This is a genomic window from Microbulbifer sp. HZ11, assembly GCF_000708675.1.
GTDB lineage: Bacteria > Pseudomonadota > Gammaproteobacteria > Pseudomonadales > Cellvibrionaceae > Microbulbifer.
Window position 1 is genome coordinate 1,824,860 of the sequence record NZ_JELR01000002.1, and the last position, 15,982, is coordinate 1,840,841.

At 59.5% G+C, this 15,982-nt stretch carries 14 protein-coding genes; 4 read left to right on the plus strand and 10 right to left on the minus strand.

Annotation, left to right across the window (positions count from 1 at the left end; genetic code table 11):
• Positions 1 to 93 precede the first annotated feature (93 nt).
• Complete coding sequence (locus tag AU11_RS15345) at positions 94 to 447, plus strand: membrane protein (RefSeq protein ID WP_043320136.1); 354 nt, start codon at positions 94 to 96, stop codon at positions 445 to 447.
• Positions 448 to 604: 157 nt separating this feature from the next.
• Here AU11_RS15345 and AU11_RS15350 read toward each other — a convergent pair whose 3' ends face one another.
• The 7 genes from AU11_RS15350 to AU11_RS15380 form a co-directional block, all read right to left on the minus strand.
• Positions 605 to 1,864 carry a DUF945 family protein gene (locus AU11_RS15350; protein WP_043320137.1) on the minus strand — a complete coding sequence of 420 codons (1,260 nt, stop codon included), beginning with the start codon at positions 1,862 to 1,864 and terminating at the stop codon, positions 605 to 607.
• A gap of 96 nt (positions 1,865 to 1,960) precedes the next feature.
• The gene (locus tag AU11_RS15355) at positions 1,961 to 2,881 is read right to left on the minus strand and encodes a hydroxymethylglutaryl-CoA lyase (RefSeq protein WP_043320138.1); all 921 of its coding nucleotides are present in this window, start codon (positions 2,879 to 2,881) and stop codon (positions 1,961 to 1,963) included.
• 14 nt (positions 2,882 to 2,895) lie between these two features.
• Entirely contained in the window at positions 2,896 to 4,899 is a 2,004-nt protein-coding gene (locus AU11_RS15360) for an acetyl/propionyl/methylcrotonyl-CoA carboxylase subunit alpha (RefSeq protein WP_043320139.1), read from the minus strand.
• A gap of 285 nt (positions 4,900 to 5,184) precedes the next feature.
• A complete protein-coding gene (locus AU11_RS15365) occupies positions 5,185 to 5,982 on the minus strand; it encodes an enoyl-CoA hydratase/isomerase family protein (RefSeq protein ID WP_043320140.1) in 798 nt (265 codons plus the stop codon).
• A 207-nt stretch (positions 5,983 to 6,189) separates the two neighbouring features.
• Positions 6,190 to 7,797, minus strand: a complete 1,608-nt coding sequence (locus AU11_RS15370; RefSeq protein ID WP_043320141.1) for a carboxyl transferase domain-containing protein — start codon at positions 7,795 to 7,797, stop codon at positions 6,190 to 6,192.
• A 175-nt stretch (positions 7,798 to 7,972) separates the two neighbouring features.
• Positions 7,973 to 9,142, minus strand: a complete 1,170-nt coding sequence (locus AU11_RS15375; protein WP_043320142.1) for an isovaleryl-CoA dehydrogenase — start codon at positions 9,140 to 9,142, stop codon at positions 7,973 to 7,975.
• 45 nt (positions 9,143 to 9,187) lie between these two features.
• Complete coding sequence (locus tag AU11_RS15380) at positions 9,188 to 9,580, minus strand: MerR family DNA-binding transcriptional regulator (RefSeq protein ID WP_043320143.1); 393 nt, start codon at positions 9,578 to 9,580, stop codon at positions 9,188 to 9,190.
• 241 nt (positions 9,581 to 9,821) lie between these two features.
• Here AU11_RS15380 and AU11_RS15385 point away from each other — a divergent pair, with 241 nt between their 5' ends.
• The 3 genes from AU11_RS15385 to AU11_RS15395 all read left to right on the plus strand — a co-directional run bounded on the left by AU11_RS15385 (position 9,822) and on the right by AU11_RS15395 (position 11,351).
• On the plus strand, positions 9,822 to 10,319 hold the full coding sequence (locus tag AU11_RS15385) for an RNA polymerase sigma factor (RefSeq protein ID WP_043320144.1): 498 nt from the start codon (positions 9,822 to 9,824) through the stop codon (positions 10,317 to 10,319).
• 8 nt (positions 10,320 to 10,327) lie between these two features.
• A complete protein-coding gene (locus tag AU11_RS15390) occupies positions 10,328 to 10,960 on the plus strand; it encodes a hypothetical protein (RefSeq protein ID WP_156035352.1) in 633 nt (210 codons plus the stop codon).
• An 88-nt stretch (positions 10,961 to 11,048) separates the two neighbouring features.
• Positions 11,049 to 11,351, plus strand: coding sequence for a superinfection immunity protein (locus tag AU11_RS15395; RefSeq protein WP_043320146.1), 303 nt, complete (start codon positions 11,049 to 11,051; stop codon positions 11,349 to 11,351).
• 103 nt (positions 11,352 to 11,454) lie between these two features.
• Here AU11_RS15395 and hutH read toward each other — a convergent pair whose 3' ends face one another.
• The 3 genes from hutH to hutC all read right to left on the minus strand — a co-directional run bounded on the left by hutH (position 11,455) and on the right by hutC (position 15,900).
• Positions 11,455 to 13,005 (minus strand): histidine ammonia-lyase, encoded by a 1,551-nt coding sequence (gene hutH, locus AU11_RS15400; protein WP_043320147.1) that lies wholly within the window; start codon positions 13,003 to 13,005, stop codon positions 11,455 to 11,457.
• A gap of 138 nt (positions 13,006 to 13,143) precedes the next feature.
• Positions 13,144 to 14,817, minus strand: a complete 1,674-nt coding sequence (hutU, locus tag AU11_RS15405) for a urocanate hydratase (protein WP_043320619.1) — start codon at positions 14,815 to 14,817, stop codon at positions 13,144 to 13,146.
• Positions 14,818 to 15,156: 339 nt separating this feature from the next.
• A complete protein-coding gene (gene hutC, locus AU11_RS15410) occupies positions 15,157 to 15,900 on the minus strand; it encodes a histidine utilization repressor (RefSeq protein ID WP_051687303.1) in 744 nt (247 codons plus the stop codon).
• Positions 15,901 to 15,982: the final 82 nt, after the last annotated feature.

Genomic DNA, 15,982 nt, shown 5'->3' on the forward strand with positions numbered 1-15,982 from the left:
CGATAAATAACGGGAAGGACACGACAGTGTGTTTATCGGTGATGGAATTAACGCTTACACTTAAGCGCTGAATAATCGATTGGAACCCCGACCATGTCCGAGCAGTATCCCGCCGAACAGCAATCCGAACGCGAGCGCGCCGGGCGCGACATCGCGACCCTGGTATACCTGATCCAGGCAATCAGTATCTTCACCGCCGTGCCCTTTTTTGTTGGCGTGATTATCAACTATGTGAAGATGGGGGATGTGCGTGGCACCGTTGCCGAGTCACACTTCCGCTGGCAGATTCGCACCTTCTGGTACAGCCTGTTGTGGTTTGTGATTGGCTGGGCAACCGTGTGGATTCTGGTGGGCTTCGTGGTCTGGGGAATCAGCTGGGTGTGGGTGTGCTATCGCGTGATACGCGGCTGGTTGACCTTGTCGGAGAACCGACCGGCCTATCCCTGAGACGGTACGGTGACAGAATTTTGATGTACCGATTCTAGTAGTACCAATTTTAGTAGTACCAATTTTAGTAGTACCGATAAACGGTGAGAGAAACCGTTGGAGCGGCCAATTGGCCGCTCTTTTTTTGTCTGTTCTCTGGCTCTTTTACCTGCCGCTTTCAGATACCGCCCATCAATGCCAGTACAAACAGGTCCGCGGGCAACAGCTGGCCGTTCACTTCCAGGTTGCCTCGGTCCAGCTGCAGGTGCATGGTCAGCTGGCCATCTTGCTCCTGCATAAATCCGTACTGTTTCAGGGCGCTGGCCTGCATGATCAGAGGTGACTGCATCAGCGCCTGCTCTGCGGCGGAAATATTGGCGCTGCCGTTCAGGTTGTCCAGCCAGGACAGTTTTTTCTCGGGAATGTTGCGGCTGCGTGGCATGCCCTTCCAGTCGACATCCAGCTGCAGCTGCATCGGGCCATTGGCGGTCTGAATGTCCAGCTGCTGCTGCGCTTGCAGTGGGCGTTGGAAGACCACGGGCCAGCTGCGCTGGTGAGAAGGGGTCAACATCAGGTTGTAGAGGAAGTGGTGCAGGTCGTCGTAGCTGATGGATGGCAGGTTGATCTGCTGGGTCAGGCTGCGGGCCGGTGTGGATGACTGAATTTCCGGCAGCTTTACTCCGGCCTGAACCTTGAGTGTGCGCGGTGCCACCAGTTCGCTGGCGTACTCCAGCTGCACGTCCCGCAGTTCCAGTGGGCCGTTGTCGTTATTGGTGCGCACCAGTGGCAAGGTGGCATGCAGGGTGCCGGCGCCGGAGGGCGCCAGGGCAAAATCACCCTGGGCAGATTGCACATACAAAGCCTCGCGGTGGCCGTCCATACGTACGAATTCGCCAAGATCAAAACGGCTGTCCTGCTGCCTGCCCCGATAGTCCGTCACAAAGCGGATCTCACCACCCTTGAACAGGATCTGCTGGTCCGCCACGGCGCGGTCAATTGGCTCAAGATACAGGGTGTTGATGACACGGTTGTTGGCGGCGACCAGGGTTTCCAGCACTACCGGGCTGTCGTCCACATTCGCACCAATAGGACCATAGTAGGCCTCCAGTTGGTGGCGTAACACCGGCTCCAGCTGTTCGCCGGTAAGGCGGGTCTCCACGTATAGAGCGCCCACTCTGAGGCCGCTGCGGGTGAACAGGACCGGGCCGTGCTGGATCTCGCTGATGGTTTCGGTGGCACCGTCCTTACCTTTAAGCAGGGTCAGCGCCTCGGCGCCGAACCAGCCGCGCTGGTAGCCGGAGAGGTCGATATTTGGCTGCAGGGTAAGCTGCTGTTGCACTGCCTCCTCGACTTTGGGGCCAATCAGGCCGGGGGCAATCAGCGCTGCCAGCAACAGCAGTGCGGTGAGGGTAACAAGAAGTAAACGTAGGGCTTTCATGTGGTCAAAATTCGGGCGCTTTGAATCGAAGCGCCCGATAGTATCAGATCGCAATGAATCTGGTGACCTTGTGATCAAGATCGACCCTGAGAGATGTCAGTCCCCCTTGATGACCCCGGGTTCACCGGCGATAGCGCGTGCGACTTTCGAGCCGCTTTCACGACCCAGTGCGCGGGAAATAAAGTTGCCCGCCTTGGCCAGTCGTGCGAGATCCACACCGGTGCGAATCCCCAGTCCATCCAGCATGTAGAGGACGTCTTCGCTGGCCACATTGCCGGAGGCGCCGCGGGCGTAGGGGCATCCGCCGAGTCCGGCCACCGCGGAATCCACCACGGCCACACCGGCCTGCAGTGCAGCGTAGATGTTTGCCAGGGCCTGGCCATAGGTATCGTGGAAGTGCACCGCGAGCTTTTCTATGGGCACCTGCTGCGCTACTGTCTCGATCATATAGCGGGCTTTGTCCGGTGTGCCGACGCCGATGGTGTCGCCGAGGCTGATCTCGTAGCAGCCCATATCCAGCAGCGCTTTGCTGACCTCGGCCACCTTTTCGGCCCTGATGTCGCCCTCGTAGGGGCAGCCGAGCACACAGGATACATAGCCGCGCACCGGAATGCCGTCGATGCGGGCCTGCTCCGCCAGCGGGCGAAAGCGCTCCAGGCTTTCCTCGATGGAGCAGTTGATGTTCTTGCGGGTGAAGCTCTCGGACGCCGCGCCAAACACCGCGACTTCGTCCGCCTTTGCATCCCGTGCGCGCTCGTAGCCCACCATATTGGGGGTGAGTGCGCTGTAGGTGATACCGGGCTCGCGGCGGATACCGGCAAGGACTTCCTCGCTGGATGCCATCTGCGGCACCCATTTCGGGCTGACGAAACTGCCCGCCTCGATCACCTTGAGACCGCTGTCGCTCAGCAGGTCGATGAGCTGCACCCGGGTCTCTACGGAGATGGGTTGTTTCTCATTCTGCAGGCCATCCCGCGGGCCCACTTCGACAATTTTTACGCGATCCGGAAGAGCCATGTTTCAACAACTCCTTAAGCGTTTGCGGTTTCAGCGCTGAAATCGATCAACAGGCTGCCGCCATCCACCAGTTCGCCAGCAGCGCAGAAGAACTGGTTGACGGTGCCGTCTGCCGGCGCGCGCAGGGTGTGTTCCATTTTCATGGCCTCCATCACCAGCAGGGGCTGATCCCGGCTGACCTTGTCACCGGGCTCCGCCAGCAGGGTGACGATGGTGCCGTTCATCGGCGCTTCCAGACCGTGGGCGGCATCGGCGCTTTCGCCGGTGTCTGGTGGCAGGATCTTGAAGTCCACCTGCTCACCACTGACAAATACCGTACCCTCACTGTCATGAGCCACGCTGGAATAGTTCACCCGGCGCCCGTCGAGCACTGCCACATTCTGACCGTGTAGAGCGGCGACGGTGCCGCTCTGATTGTCCACGGCGGCGCTGCACTGCCAGCGCAGGTTGTCTTCGCTGCCGGAGAAACGGATTTCAATCTCACGGCCATGCACTTCGATTTTTTTGCTGCGCCAAACGGTGAGGCCATTGCGCCAGTTGTTGCCGCTGTGCCAGGGGGAGAAAGGGTCGGCTTTTGGCGCGGAGCGGTGTTGCGCGCGCGCCTCGCTGTGGAACAGAAAGGCGGCAATGGCGGCACACTGCTGGGAGCGCAGCTGTTGCTCCTGCTGGAGGATTTCCTGTTCGTGATCTTCGATAAAATGCGTGTTGACGCGACCATTCACGAAGGCGGTGTGGTTGATGACTCTGCGCAGGAATTCAATATTGTGGCGCAGCCCGGCAATCTGATACTGCTGCAGGGCGCGATCCATTTTTGCCAGGGCCTCGCGGCGGTTGCGACCGTGCACGATGAGTTTGGAAATCATCGGGTCGTAGTGCACACTGATTTCGTCGCCGGTCTGCACGCCGGTATCCACACGTACCGATTGGGTTTCCGCCGGAGGCTGGTGGCGCAGCAGTTTTCCGGTGGCGGGCAGGAAATCGTTGTCCGGGTCTTCCGCGTAGATGCGCACTTCAAATGCGTGGCCGACGATATGCAGGTCGTCCTGGGCCAGCGGCAGGGATTCGCCGGCGGCGACAGACAGCTGCCAGGCAACCAGGTCCTGGCCGGTAATCATTTCGGTTACCGGGTGCTCTACCTGCAGGCGGGTGTTCATTTCCATGAAGTAAAATGAGCCGCCGGCATCCAGCAGGAATTCGACGGTACCGGCGCCCACATAGCCGATGGCGTGAGCGGCGCGCAGGGCGGCCTCGCCCATTTTCTTGCGGGTCTCGGCGGACAAGCCGGGCGCCGGGGCTTCTTCCACCACTTTCTGGTGGCGGCGCTGTACCGAACAGTCGCGTTCGAACAGATATACGCCTTTGCCCTGTTTGTCGCAGAACACCTGGATTTCCACGTGGCGTGGATTCACCACGTAGCGCTCGATCAACATGATGTCATCGTTGAAGGCGTTGCGCGCTTCGCGCTTGGCGGCGTCCAGTGCTGCGTGGAAGTCGTCGGGGTTGTCTACGCGGCGCATACCTTTACCACCGCCACCGGCGGCCGCTTTGAGTAGTACCGGGTAGCCGATGCGGTTGGCGTGGCCTTCGAGAATGCCGGGGTCCTGGTTCTGGCCGTGGTAGCCGGGCACCAGGGGTACATTGGCTTCTTCCATGATCCGCTTGGCGGCGGATTTGGAGCCCATGGCGTCGATGGCGGCGGCGGGTGGGCCGACAAAGATGATGCCGGCTTCTTCGCAGGCGCGGCAGAAGTGGGCGTTCTCGGAGAGGAATCCGTAGCCGGGGTGGATGGCGTCGGCGCCGGTGCGTTTGGCGGCGGCGAGGACTTTGTCGATGTCCAGGTAGGATTCTTTGGCCGGTGCGGGGCCGAGGTGTACGGCTTCGTCGGCCTGCTGGACGTGCAGGGCGTTGGCATCTGCGTCGGAATAAACCGCGACGGTGGCGACGCCGAGGCGACGCGCGGTGCGGATAATACGACAGGCAATTTCGCCGCGGTTGGCGATCAGCAGTTTGCGAATCATAGCTGGCTCTGTTTGGTGCTCTGTTCTTCTACGGTGGCGGCAAAGCACTGGGTGCTGGTTTTTGAAACCGGGCTAGGCGCCCCCCTTCAATACATCCTTGTACGCTGCGTCGGCGACGTCCCTGTCGCCGACGCTTTCAAAAACCAGCCCCCAGTACTTTGCCTTCAGTCGAAATATTTGTACTTCGTAAGTTCTGGATTCCGGATCAAGTCCGGAATGACGAAATTTCTGTATCACTTTGAGCATCGTCATCCCGGACTTGATCCGGGATCCAGCCTGCGAGGCTTAATCCTCGCTCGAATTCATCCAACTAGGCGCGCGCTTCTCCAGAAACGCACTCAGCCCTTCCTGTCCTTCCGGCGACACACGAACGGCAGCGATCAGTGCGCTGGTCTGCCCCTGCAGCTCGTCATTAACAACGCGGTTGGACATGGACATCGCCAATTGTTTGGCCATGGTCACAGCGTTGGGGCCGTTGTCGGTAATGCTGTTCACCAGCTTCTGTACCGTCAGATCCAGTTCGGCTTCCTGCACGACTTCGGAAACCAGGCCGATTTCTTTTGCGCGTTCTGCGGAAAAGCGCTCGGCCGTCACAAAGTATCGGCGCGCCTGGCGAGTGCCGATGGCGTTGATGACATAAGGGCTGATGGTGGCTGGCAGCAGGCCGATTTTTACTTCACTCAGACAGAAGCTGGCGCGCTCGGCGGCGACGGCGATGTCGCAGCAGCTAACCAGGCCAACCGCACCGCCAAACGCAGCACCCTGTACGCGGGCGATGGTGGGGGCGGGGAACTGGTCGAGCTTGTGCAGCATGGCGGCGAGAGCGGCGGCGTCCTGGCGGTTTTGTTCTTCGCTGTAGTCCGCCATGCGCTTCATCCAGTTCAGGTCGGCGCCGGCGGAGAAGTTTTTGCCGTTGGACGCGAGAACCAGCGCGCGCACCCCACCACTGCGGGCGAGGTTGTCGAAGGTTTCGCCCAGCTGGCGAATCAGGTCGTCGTCAAAGGCGTTGTGGATTTCCGGACGGTTGAGGGTAACCGTGGCCACGCCTTCGTTGTCGATTTCGCACAGCATTTTTTCGGTCATGGTGATTCCTTAGTTCAAATGTGTTTGCGGCTATTCTGGTTCGAAGTGCAGAAGGTCCTGATACCGGGTCGGGTTTGCTGGACCTTCTGCGACAGGGATGTCGCGGAAGAGCCCCCATGGATGGGTTGAGGGGGGACGCCTAGTCCGTGTCCAGCAAACCCGACCCGGTAGCAGGGCCCCGCTCTGAAGTCAGAACCGGCCACCATACTACATTCGGAAAACCCCAAACTTGGTCTCTTCTGGCTCCTTGTGCGTGGCCGCGGCCAGACACAGTCCCAATACGGTGCGGGTATCTTTCGGGTCGATCACCCCGTCATCCCACAGTCGCGCGGAGGCGTAGTAGGGATGCCCCTGGTGTTCGTAGTCATCGATGATCGGCTGCTTGAACTTGGCGATCTCTTCCTCGCTCCAGTCCTCACCTTTTGCCGCCATCTGATCTTTCTTCACCTGTGCCAACACACCGGCCGCCTGTTCGCCGCCCATCACCGAGATGCGCGCGTTCGGCCACATAAACAGGAAGTTGGGATCGTAGGCGCGGCCACACATGCCGTAGTTACCGGCGCCGAAAGAGCCGCCGATCAGAATCGTGATCTTCGGTACCTTGGCGGTGGCAACCGCGGTCACCATCTTGGCACCGTGCTTGGCAATGCCGCCGGCCTCGTACTGCTTGCCTACCATAAAACCGGTGATATTCTGCAGGAAAATCAGCGGAATATTGCGCTGTGCACACAGCTCAATAAAGTGCGCCCCTTTCTGCGCGCTCTCGGCAAACAGAATGCCGTTGTTGGCAACAATACCCACCGGGTAGCCGTGAATCCGGGCAAAGCCCGTCACCAGGGTAGTGCCGTACATCGCCTTGAATTCGTCAAATTCGGAACCATCCACAACCCGCGCAATAATCTCGCGCACGTCAAATGGCTGGCGGGAATCCTTCGGTACAATGCCGTAGATCTCCTCCGGCGGATAAATCGGCTCGATCGGCTTCTGCACATCAAGACCGGGATTTTTCACCCGGTTCAACCGCGCCACGGAATTGCGCGCAATCTGCAGCGCGTGGATATCGTTATTGGCAAAGTGATCGGAAACCCCGGAAGTCTTGCAGTGCACCTCCGCACCGCCGAGTTCTTCCGCAGAAACCTCCTCCCCGGTAGCCGCTTTCACCAGCGGTGGCCCCGCCAGGAAAATCGTCGCCTGCTCCTTCACCATAATCGACTCATCCGCCATCGCCGGCACATAAGCGCCACCGGCGGTACAGCTGCCCATCACCACCGCGATCTGCGGAATGTTCTGCGCAGACAGGTTCGCCTGATTGAAGAAGATACGCCCGAAATGCTCGCGATCCGGAAACACATCGTCCTGGCGTGGCAGGTTGGCACCGCCGGAATCCACCAGATAAATGCAGGGCAGGTTGTTCTGCTCGGCAATTGCCTGTGCACGCAGGTGTTTCTTCACCGTCAGCGGGTAATAGGTTCCACCTTTCACCGTCGCATCGTTGGCGACAATCACACAGGGCTGGCCGGCAACGGTACCGATGCCTGTCAGAATCCCTGCCGCCGGCACGTCTTCACCGTAAACGTCGTAAGCCGCCAGCTGAGAAAACTCCAGGAACGGACTGCCCGGATCCAGCAGCGCGTCGATACGATCGCGCGGCAACAATTTACCGCGGGAGACATGCTTCTCCCGCGCCCACTCACTGCCGCCCTTGGCGATGGTTTCCAGCTTCTCCCGCAGGTCATCCACAATGCTCTGCATCTGCTCGCGGTTTTCCGCAAACGCCGGATCCCGGGAATTAATCTTGGTCTGAATCTGGTTCATAGAAATAGTTTGGTTGGTTAGAACACAGAAATAAAATGCGCAGGCGCTGCTGCCGGGATGGGTTCGTTGGACCTTCAAAAACAGGATGTTTTTGCAGAGCCCCCATGGATGGGTTCACGGCGTGTCCAGCGAACCCATCCCGGCAGTAGTGCCGCCCCGTTCATACCTACGAAGCTTAGCGAGTCTCGTTAAACAGCTCGCGCCCGATCAACATGCGACGGATCTCGGAAGTGCCCGCGCCAATCTCGTACAACTTGGCATCGCGCAGCAGGCGGCCGGTCGCGTATTCGTTGATATAACCGTTACCACCGAGAGTCTGAATCGCCTGCAGCGCCATCTGCGTCGCACGCTCCGCAGTAAACAGGATCACCGCCGCAGAATCCTTGCGCGAATCCTCACCGCGGTCACAAGCCTTGGCTACAGCGTACAAATAAGCGCGGCTCGCATTCAGATCCGCATACATATCCGCAACCTTGCCCTGCATCAACTGGAACTCACCGATCGCCTTGCCAAACTGCTTGCGCTCATGAATGTACGGCACCACGATATCCATACACGCCTGCATAATGCCCACCGGGCCACCGGACAAAATCGTACGCTCGTAATCCAGACCGCTCATCAGCACGCGCACGCCGCCGTTCAGTTGGCCCAGAATATTTTCCTCCGGCACCTCACAGTCCTCAAACACCAGCTCACAAGTGTTGGAACCGCGCATACCCAGCTTGTCCAGCTTCTGCGCCTGAGTGAAACCTTTAAAACCGCGCTCAACAATAAACGCCGTAATACCACCAGAACTGATACCCGGCTCGGTACGCGCATAGATCACATAAGTGTGCGCATCCGGACCATTGGTGATCCACATCTTGTTGCCGTTCAGGATAAAACGGTCACCCTTCTTTTCCGCCTTCAACTGCAGGCTCACCACATCGGAACCGGAGTTCGGCTCACTCATCGCCAGCGCACCGATATGTTCACCGGAACACAGCTTCGGCAGATACTTCGCCTTCTGCTCCGGAGTGCCGTTCTTGCGAATCTGGTTTACACACAAATTGGAGTGGGCGCCGTAGGACAGACCGACAGACGCAGACGCGCGGGAGATCTCCTCCATCGCCACCGCATGGGCCAGGTAGCCCATATTGGAGCCGCCGTACTCCTCTTCCACAGTCATGCCCAGCAGGCCCAGCTCGCCAAACTTCTTCCACATATCGGCGGGGAACAGATTGTCCTCGTCGATCTGCGCCGCGCGCGGGGCCAGTTCTGCCTGACAGAACTTGTAGACCATATCCCGCAGCATATCGATGTCTTCACCGAGGTCGAAGTTCAGGGTTGGGTAAGGGGTATTCATGGGCTGCTCCGCAGTGAATCAGTCAGAGTATTGTTCGAGTAAGTGTCAGTTGTTGTGTTCTTTCAGCGCCGCCTGGGTGCGGGCTGCCGCCTCGTCCAGCTGCGCGAGCATCTTCTCGATATCCCGCTGCTGCTGGCGCAGCTGTTGGCGCTTGGCGTCGATACGGTCGAGGAGGCGATTGAGCTGCTCCACATTGCCGTGGGCCGGGTCGTACATATCGATGATTTCCCGGCTCTCATCCAGCGAGAACCCGAGGCGCTTGCCGCGCAGGATCAGCTTCAGGCGCACCCGGTCTTCCGCTGTGTACACCCGCGTCTGCCCACGGCGCTCTGGGCTGATCAGTCCCTTGTCCTCATAGAAACGGATGGTGCGGGTGGTAATCCCGAACTCCTGGGCCAGCTCGGAGATGCTGTAGCTTTGGGTCACAGTGCTGCTCATATGGCTGGGGCGCTCATGGATAGTCCTCAGATTTGCCCGAAGTCTAGTTGACGTTTACGTTAACGTAAACGTCAATCTGGGCCAAATCGTGACTGGCGGCACCTAACCGGTCTCGCTGACGCCGGATTACCCGCCGGCGGCAGTGGCGGAAAATTTATGTAAGGTTTTGGCGCTACTGGATACAGTAACTGGCACTACCCGCCTCAGGCGGCCCCAACGACATGGAAAGAAGAACCACAACTTGGACGCGCGCGAACAACTTTTCCAGCAGCTGATCGAGGAGTGCGGCGGCGGTATTGCCCGCCTTGCGGGCAGTTATGTGCGCAATCAGGCCGAGCGCGAAGACCTGGTGCAGGAGATCTGGCTGGCCATCTGGCGGGCGCTACCCGGTTTCCGTGGAGACTCCAGCCTGCGCACCTTCGCCTACCGTATTGCCCACAACCGCAGCGTTACCCAATTGGCCCGTCGCCGCGACAGTGAAGACAGTGAGGTGCTGGAAACGGTCGCCGATGAGCGGCCGGGCCCCGAGGCGCAACTGGAGCGGAGTCGCGACGCGGAACGGCTGATGCGGGCGGTTTCCCTGTTGCCCCTGGGTATGCGGCAGGTTCTGACCCTGCGCTTCGAGGGCCTGAGCTATAGCGAGATTTCCGAGGTGCTGGGGATCAGCGAGTCCAATGTGGCGGTGCGTCTAAACCGGGCGCGCGACCGCCTGAACACAAAATTGAGTAACACGGTGTGAATCAGCAGATGAACAATCGAGCAGGCGGCGGGCCCAGCGCGGATCAAAATGCAGAGGATGGACTGCAGGATCTCGCCAATCTGTGGCAACAGGCTCCGGTTGCGGCGCCAGTACCCGAAGCCATTCGTGCGCACGTAGGCCGGCAGGAGCGACGCATGCGCTGGTACGCTTGGTTTGAATGGGGGACATCCCTCGTCGTCGGCGTAGGCGGCGTCTACCTGGTGCTGAGAAGCGAGGCCGGTGATGCCCTCTGGCGCGCGTTGCTGGTCGTTGTGTTGTTGGCCTTTGCCATGGCGTTTTCGGTTGTTAACCGCCGCGGTGTGTGGGAACCGCTGGAAGAGTCGGTACGCGGTTATCTGGACCTGGCTCGACTGCGCCTCGTGCGCAAGCGGCGCATGTTGATTTTTGCCTGGCTGTTTTTTATCGCAGAGCTGGGGATTTTTGCGGTGTGGCAGTGGCTGTCGGCGTATGGCTGGCTGGAGCCAGTATTCGCCGATTCAGGCCGCTTTGCCCTTACCTGGATTTCTGTGTTTGCGCTGGCCATGGGTATCTGGAGTTTCTGGTACTGGCGCCGCATAAAGAGCAGCGAGCAGCAGATCGCGAAATGGCAGCAGGAAAATATCGCAGTAACTGAAAATTAAATTGTAAGAAAGCGATATGTGCGGGTACTACAGAAGGTGTCGATCGATCAGCGAATAACGAATTTCTATCATTAAAGAGACATTAACCATGTTGTCGAACCTTGAACAAAAGTTTTCCGATTTTCTCGAGCTGCTTGCACAAATGGATCCGGTCCAGACCGTCGGTTTCGTCATTTTCTTTTTCGCGATCTGGTTTCTGCCGAGCCTTCTGGCAATCTTTTTCAATCGCGGGCACCTGGGGAAAATTTTCCTCGCCAATATCCCGGCCGGACTGTCGTGGATTGCGTGGGTGGCGCTGCTGGTGTGGGCGGCTACGGGCAAGATGAGTGGCAAGCTGGCCAAAAAATACAAGGCCGAAGGATCACCGGTGGCAATGAAGGCGGAGGGTTAACCCCGGCGCGATTGGCGGGGAAGCGTTTTCAAAAGTCTGTCTTCGCCTGCGCACAGGGTGTGTACAAGCGAAGACAGCCGATTCAGGCTTGGTGGTTCAGGCGTTACCGGTTGCTTGGCAACATTTCGGTTGCCAGGTATTCGCGGTAATACGCACTTGCCAGCAACTGCTTGGCTTCCTCAATATCCGGTGCGAAGTAGCGGTCCTTATCGTAGAAAGGTACGCGCTCGCGCAGGGCGGCCTTGGCGCTTTCCAGTTTCTCGGTGGTTTTCAGCGGTGCGCGGAAGTCGAGGCCCTGGCAGGCCGCAAGCAGTTCCACCGCGAGGATGCCGCAGGTGTTGTCCGCCATATCCCGCAGGCGGCGGCCGGCGAAGGTGGCCATGGAGACGTGGTCTTCCTGGTTGGCGGAGGTGGGCAGTGAATCCACGCTTGCCGGATGGGCGAAGGTCTTGTTCTCGCTGGCCAGTGCCGCAGAAGTCACCTGCGCGATCATAAAGCCGGAATTCACCCCGCCGTTGTCCACCAAAAACGGCGGCAGGCCGGACAGGTTGGAGTCGATCAGCAGGGCCATGCGGCGCTCGGACAGGGAGCCGATCTCGGCAATCGCCAGCGCCAGATTGTCTGCCACCATCGCCACCGGTTCTGCGTGGAAGTTGCCACCGGAAATGATGTCGGAGTTTTCCGGGTTCTCTTGGTCGGTAAACACGAGCGGGTTGTCGGACACGCCGTTGGCTTCCGCCAGCAACACTTCAGATGCGAAGCGAATCTGCTGCAGGCAGGCGCCCATCACCTGGGGTTGGCAGCGCAGGGAGTAGGGATCCTGCACTTTTTCGCAATTCTCGTGGGACTCGCCAATTTCACTTTCATCTCCCAGCAGGTCGCGGAAGCTCGCGGCCACGTCGCGCTGGGCAACCTGGCCGCGGGCGGCGTGGATGCGGTCGTCGAAGGGGCGGCGGGAGCCTTTGGCGGCTTCCAGGGTCAGCGCTCCGGTTACCACAGCACCGGCGAACAGGTCTTCCGCGCTGAACAGACCCTGCAGGGCAAACGCGGTGGATGCCTGGGTGCCGTTCAGCAGTGCCAAGCCTTCCTTCGGCGCCAACACCAGCGGGCGCATTTCTGCAAAACGCAGGCCTTCGGACGCGGCCTTGCGCTCGCCATTGATAAAGCACTCACCTTCGCCCAGCAGTACCACGCTCATATGTGCCAGCGGCGCCAGGTCACCGGAGGCGCCCACGGAGCCTTTTTCCGGAATGGCGGGGTAGACACCGGCGTTGACCAGTTTGATCAGTGCCTGAATCACCTCCAGGCGGATACCGGAAAAGCCGCGCGCCAGGGAGTTGATTTTCAGTACCATCAGCAGGCGCACGGTGTCTTCGCTCATGAAGTTACCGGTGCCGGCGGCATGGGAAAGAACGATGGCGCGCTGCAGGGTTTCCAGGTCTTTCTTTTCAATGCGGGTGTTGGCCAGCAGGCCAAAACCGGTGTTGATGCCGTATACGGTGCGGCCCTGTTCCAGTACGTCGGCAACAGTTTTCGCGGACGCTTCGATGGCTGCGTGTGCGTCTCTGTTCAGGGTCAGTTTGACCGGCTCGCGGGCGACGCGGCGCAGTTGTTCCAGGCTCAGTTGGCCGGGGGTGATTTGCAGTTGGTACATAAAATTTTTCACCGAGAATTTTTGATTGCCCCGTCATACCGGCGAAGGCCGGTATCCAGTGATTTGGCAGCGGAGTTTTTTCAGGCGCCGATGCTGGATCCCGGATCAAGTCCGGGATGACGATTTAAATAAGATTGATCAGTTTTTTAGCATCGGCAGGTCCAGGCCCTGCTCCTTGGCGCACTCTTTGGCAATGTCATAGCCCGCATCCGCATGGCGCATAACGCCGGTGGCCGGGTCGTTCCACAGCACGCGCTCGATGCGTTTTTTCGCGGCTTCGGTACCGTCACACACGATCACCACACCGGAGTGCTGGGAGAAGCCCATGCCCACGCCACCGCCGTGGTGCAGGCTCACCCAGGTGGCGCCTGAGGCAGTATTCAGCAGCGCGTTCAGCAGCGGCCAGTCGGAAACGGCATCGGAACCGTCCATCATGGATTCGGTTTCGCGGTTGGGACTGGCGACGGAGCCGGAGTCCAGGTGATCGCGACCGATCACCACCGGTGCTTCCAGTTCGCCTTTGGCCACCATTTCGTTGAACGCCAGTGCCAGGCGTGCGCGGTCTTTCAGGCCGACCCAGCAGATACGTGCGGGCAGTCCCTGGAACTGAATGCGCTCGCGGGCCATGTCCAGCCAGTTGTGCAACTGGGGATTATCCGGGATCAGTTCTTTTACTTTCGCGTCGGTTTTGTAAATGTCTTCCGGGTTGCCGGAAAGCGCCGCCCAGCGGAAGGGACCGACGCCTTCGCAGAACAGTGGACGGATGTAGGCGGGTACGAAGCCGGGGAAGTCGAAGGCATTTTCCACACCCACTTCAAACGCCATCTGGCGAATGTTGTTGCCGTAGTCGAGGGTGGCGGTGCCGCGCTCTTGAAGCGTGAGCATGGCCTGCACCTGCACACCCATGGACTTTTTCGCTTCTTTGACTACCAGCGCTTCGTCGCGCTTACGCATTTCGGCGGCGTGGTCCATGGTCCAGCCTTGCGGCAGGTAGCCATTCAGCGGGTCGTGGGCGGAGGTCTGGTCGGTAACGCAGTCCGGGACAATGCCGCGCTCGACAATTTCCGGGAATACATCGGCGGCGTTGCCGAGCAGGCCGACGGAGATGGCTTCCCCCTTTTCCATGGCTTCGTTGATCATCGCCAGGGCTTCGTCGAGGCTGGTGGCTTTTTTGTCCACGTAGCCGGTGCGCAGGCGGAAGTCGATGCGGGTTTCATCGCACTCGACGGCAATCATGCAGAAGCCGGCCATGGTGGCAGCCAGCGGCTGAGCGCCGCCCATGCCGCCGAGGCCGCCGGTGAGTACCCATTTGCCTTTGGCTTCACCGTCGAAGTGTTTGCGGGCCACTGCGGCAAAGGTTTCGTAGGTGCCCTGGACGATGCCCTGGGAGCCGATGTAGATCCAGGAGCCGGCGGTCATCTGGCCGTACATGGCCAGGCCTTTTTTATCCAGCTCGTTGAAGTGTTCCCAGTTGGCCCAGTGGGGGACGAGGTTGGAGTTGGCGATCAATACGCGGGGGGCGTCGGCATGGGTTTTGAACACGCCCACGGGTTTGCCAGATTGCACCAATAGGGTTTCGTCGTCTTCTAAGCGCTTGAGGACTTCGACAATTTTGTCGTAGCACTCCCAGTCGCGCGCGGCGCGGCCGATGCCGCCGTAAACAACGAGATCTTCCGGGCGCTCGGCGACGTCCGGGTGCAGGTTGTTCATCAGCATGCGCAGGGGGGCTTCGGTGAGCCAGCTTTTTGCGTTCAGCTTGGTGCCGGTAGGTGCGGCAATTTTGCGGCTGGGGTCGTGACGTTTATCGGTCATGGTTGCCTCGTCTATTTCCAAATTCTGTGGATAGTTTGAATTGGAGTTTGGTGGGTTTTTGGCCCGCAGTTTTAAATCTGGTTCTGTGGCGGCGAGGCACCGGGTAGAGGTTTTCAGGACCGCTGTGAACCCATCCCTGGGCGCTTCGGCGCAAACATCCTGTTTGCGACGATCCTGAAAACCTCTACCCGGCACCCCGCCTTCAATTCGTGCTTCTGTCCTTCGAGTCTCGTCATCCCGGACTTGATCCGGGATCCAGTGCCTCCGAACTGGCAACACATCTGGATGCCGGATGCTTTTGTCATGCCGGACTCGATCCGGTACCGGCATGACGAACTTTTAAAACCGGAGTTGTGCGCCCAACCGGTACCGATTCCCCGGGTGCACCAGCCGCGCAAAACTCACCGTGCCCGCACTGCTTTTTGTACGCCGCCAGATCTGCAGGCACGCCGTCCCCTGCTTGATTTCCAGCGCCGTACCAACTGCTTCATCCGCACCAATCGCTTCAACCGTGGTATCCACCTCCGTCAGCGGTGCCACACGGGTCAGGTATTCATTGGGTGTAGCCGCGTGGAAGTTCTGGTGCAGGTATTCCGGCACCAGTGTGGGGTTGGTATAGCGTTCTTCGAACTGGATCGGCAGGTCGTTGTCCAGGTGCACGATGATGGAGTGGTAGACCGCAGCGCCTTCGGCGAGACCGAGGGCGACGGCGACTTCGGTGTTGGCTTCGGTCTGCTCCAGTTTGAGGATGCGGTTGCTATAACTGTGACCGCGGGCGGCAACTTCGTCGGCGATGTTGCGGACTTCCAGCAGGGAGCCGGCAGGCACCGGTTCGGCGACGAAGGTGCCGAGGCCCTGGGAGCGGATCAGTACGCCTTCGTCGGTGAGTTCGCTGAGTGCACGGCGGGCGGTCATACGGCTGACGTTGAAGTCCTGGGCGAGCTGGTTTTCCGAGGGCACGCGAAAGTGCGCGGGCCATTCACCGGATTCGATCTGCGCGCGGATATACGCCTTGATGGCGGCGTAGCGGGGCTGACTGCCGAGATCTGTAGTGGCGGTGGTTGTGGATAACTGACTGCTCATACTTGTGTGGTCTTTACCTGCTCGGGTAGAGTGTCCGCCTGGTTGTACATTCTTGTATATACAAGCTTGTTGGTGGGGCAAC

What these genes read in the sequence shown, in the direction of transcription:
- AU11_RS15345 (WP_043320136.1), top strand. Translation starts at nt 94, where the DNA reads ATGTCCGAGCAGTATCCCGCCGAACAGCAATCCGAACGCGAGCGCGCC.
- AU11_RS15350 (WP_043320137.1), bottom strand. Translation starts at nt 1,864, where the DNA reads ATGAAAGCCCTACGTTTACTTCTTGTTACCCTCACCGCACTGCTGTTG.
- AU11_RS15355 (WP_043320138.1), bottom strand. Translation starts at nt 2,881, where the DNA reads ATGGCTCTTCCGGATCGCGTAAAAATTGTCGAAGTGGGCCCGCGGGAT.
- AU11_RS15360 (WP_043320139.1), bottom strand. Translation starts at nt 4,899, where the DNA reads ATGATTCGCAAACTGCTGATCGCCAACCGCGGCGAAATTGCCTGTCGT.
- AU11_RS15365 (WP_043320140.1), bottom strand. Translation starts at nt 5,982, where the DNA reads ATGACCGAAAAAATGCTGTGCGAAATCGACAACGAAGGCGTGGCCACG.
- AU11_RS15370 (WP_043320141.1), bottom strand. Translation starts at nt 7,797, where the DNA reads ATGAACCAGATTCAGACCAAGATTAATTCCCGGGATCCGGCGTTTGCG.
- AU11_RS15375 (WP_043320142.1), bottom strand. Translation starts at nt 9,142, where the DNA reads ATGAATACCCCTTACCCAACCCTGAACTTCGACCTCGGTGAAGACATC.
- AU11_RS15380 (WP_043320143.1), bottom strand. Translation starts at nt 9,580, where the DNA reads ATGAGCAGCACTGTGACCCAAAGCTACAGCATCTCCGAGCTGGCCCAG.
- AU11_RS15390 (WP_156035352.1), top strand. Translation starts at nt 10,328, where the DNA reads ATGAACAATCGAGCAGGCGGCGGGCCCAGCGCGGATCAAAATGCAGAG.
- AU11_RS15395 (WP_043320146.1), top strand. Translation starts at nt 11,049, where the DNA reads ATGTTGTCGAACCTTGAACAAAAGTTTTCCGATTTTCTCGAGCTGCTT.
- hutH (WP_043320147.1), bottom strand. Translation starts at nt 13,005, where the DNA reads ATGTACCAACTGCAAATCACCCCCGGCCAACTGAGCCTGGAACAACTG.
- hutU (WP_043320619.1), bottom strand. Translation starts at nt 14,817, where the DNA reads ATGACCGATAAACGTCACGACCCCAGCCGCAAAATTGCCGCACCTACC.
- hutC (WP_051687303.1), bottom strand. Translation starts at nt 15,900, where the DNA reads ATGAGCAGTCAGTTATCCACAACCACCGCCACTACAGATCTCGGCAGT.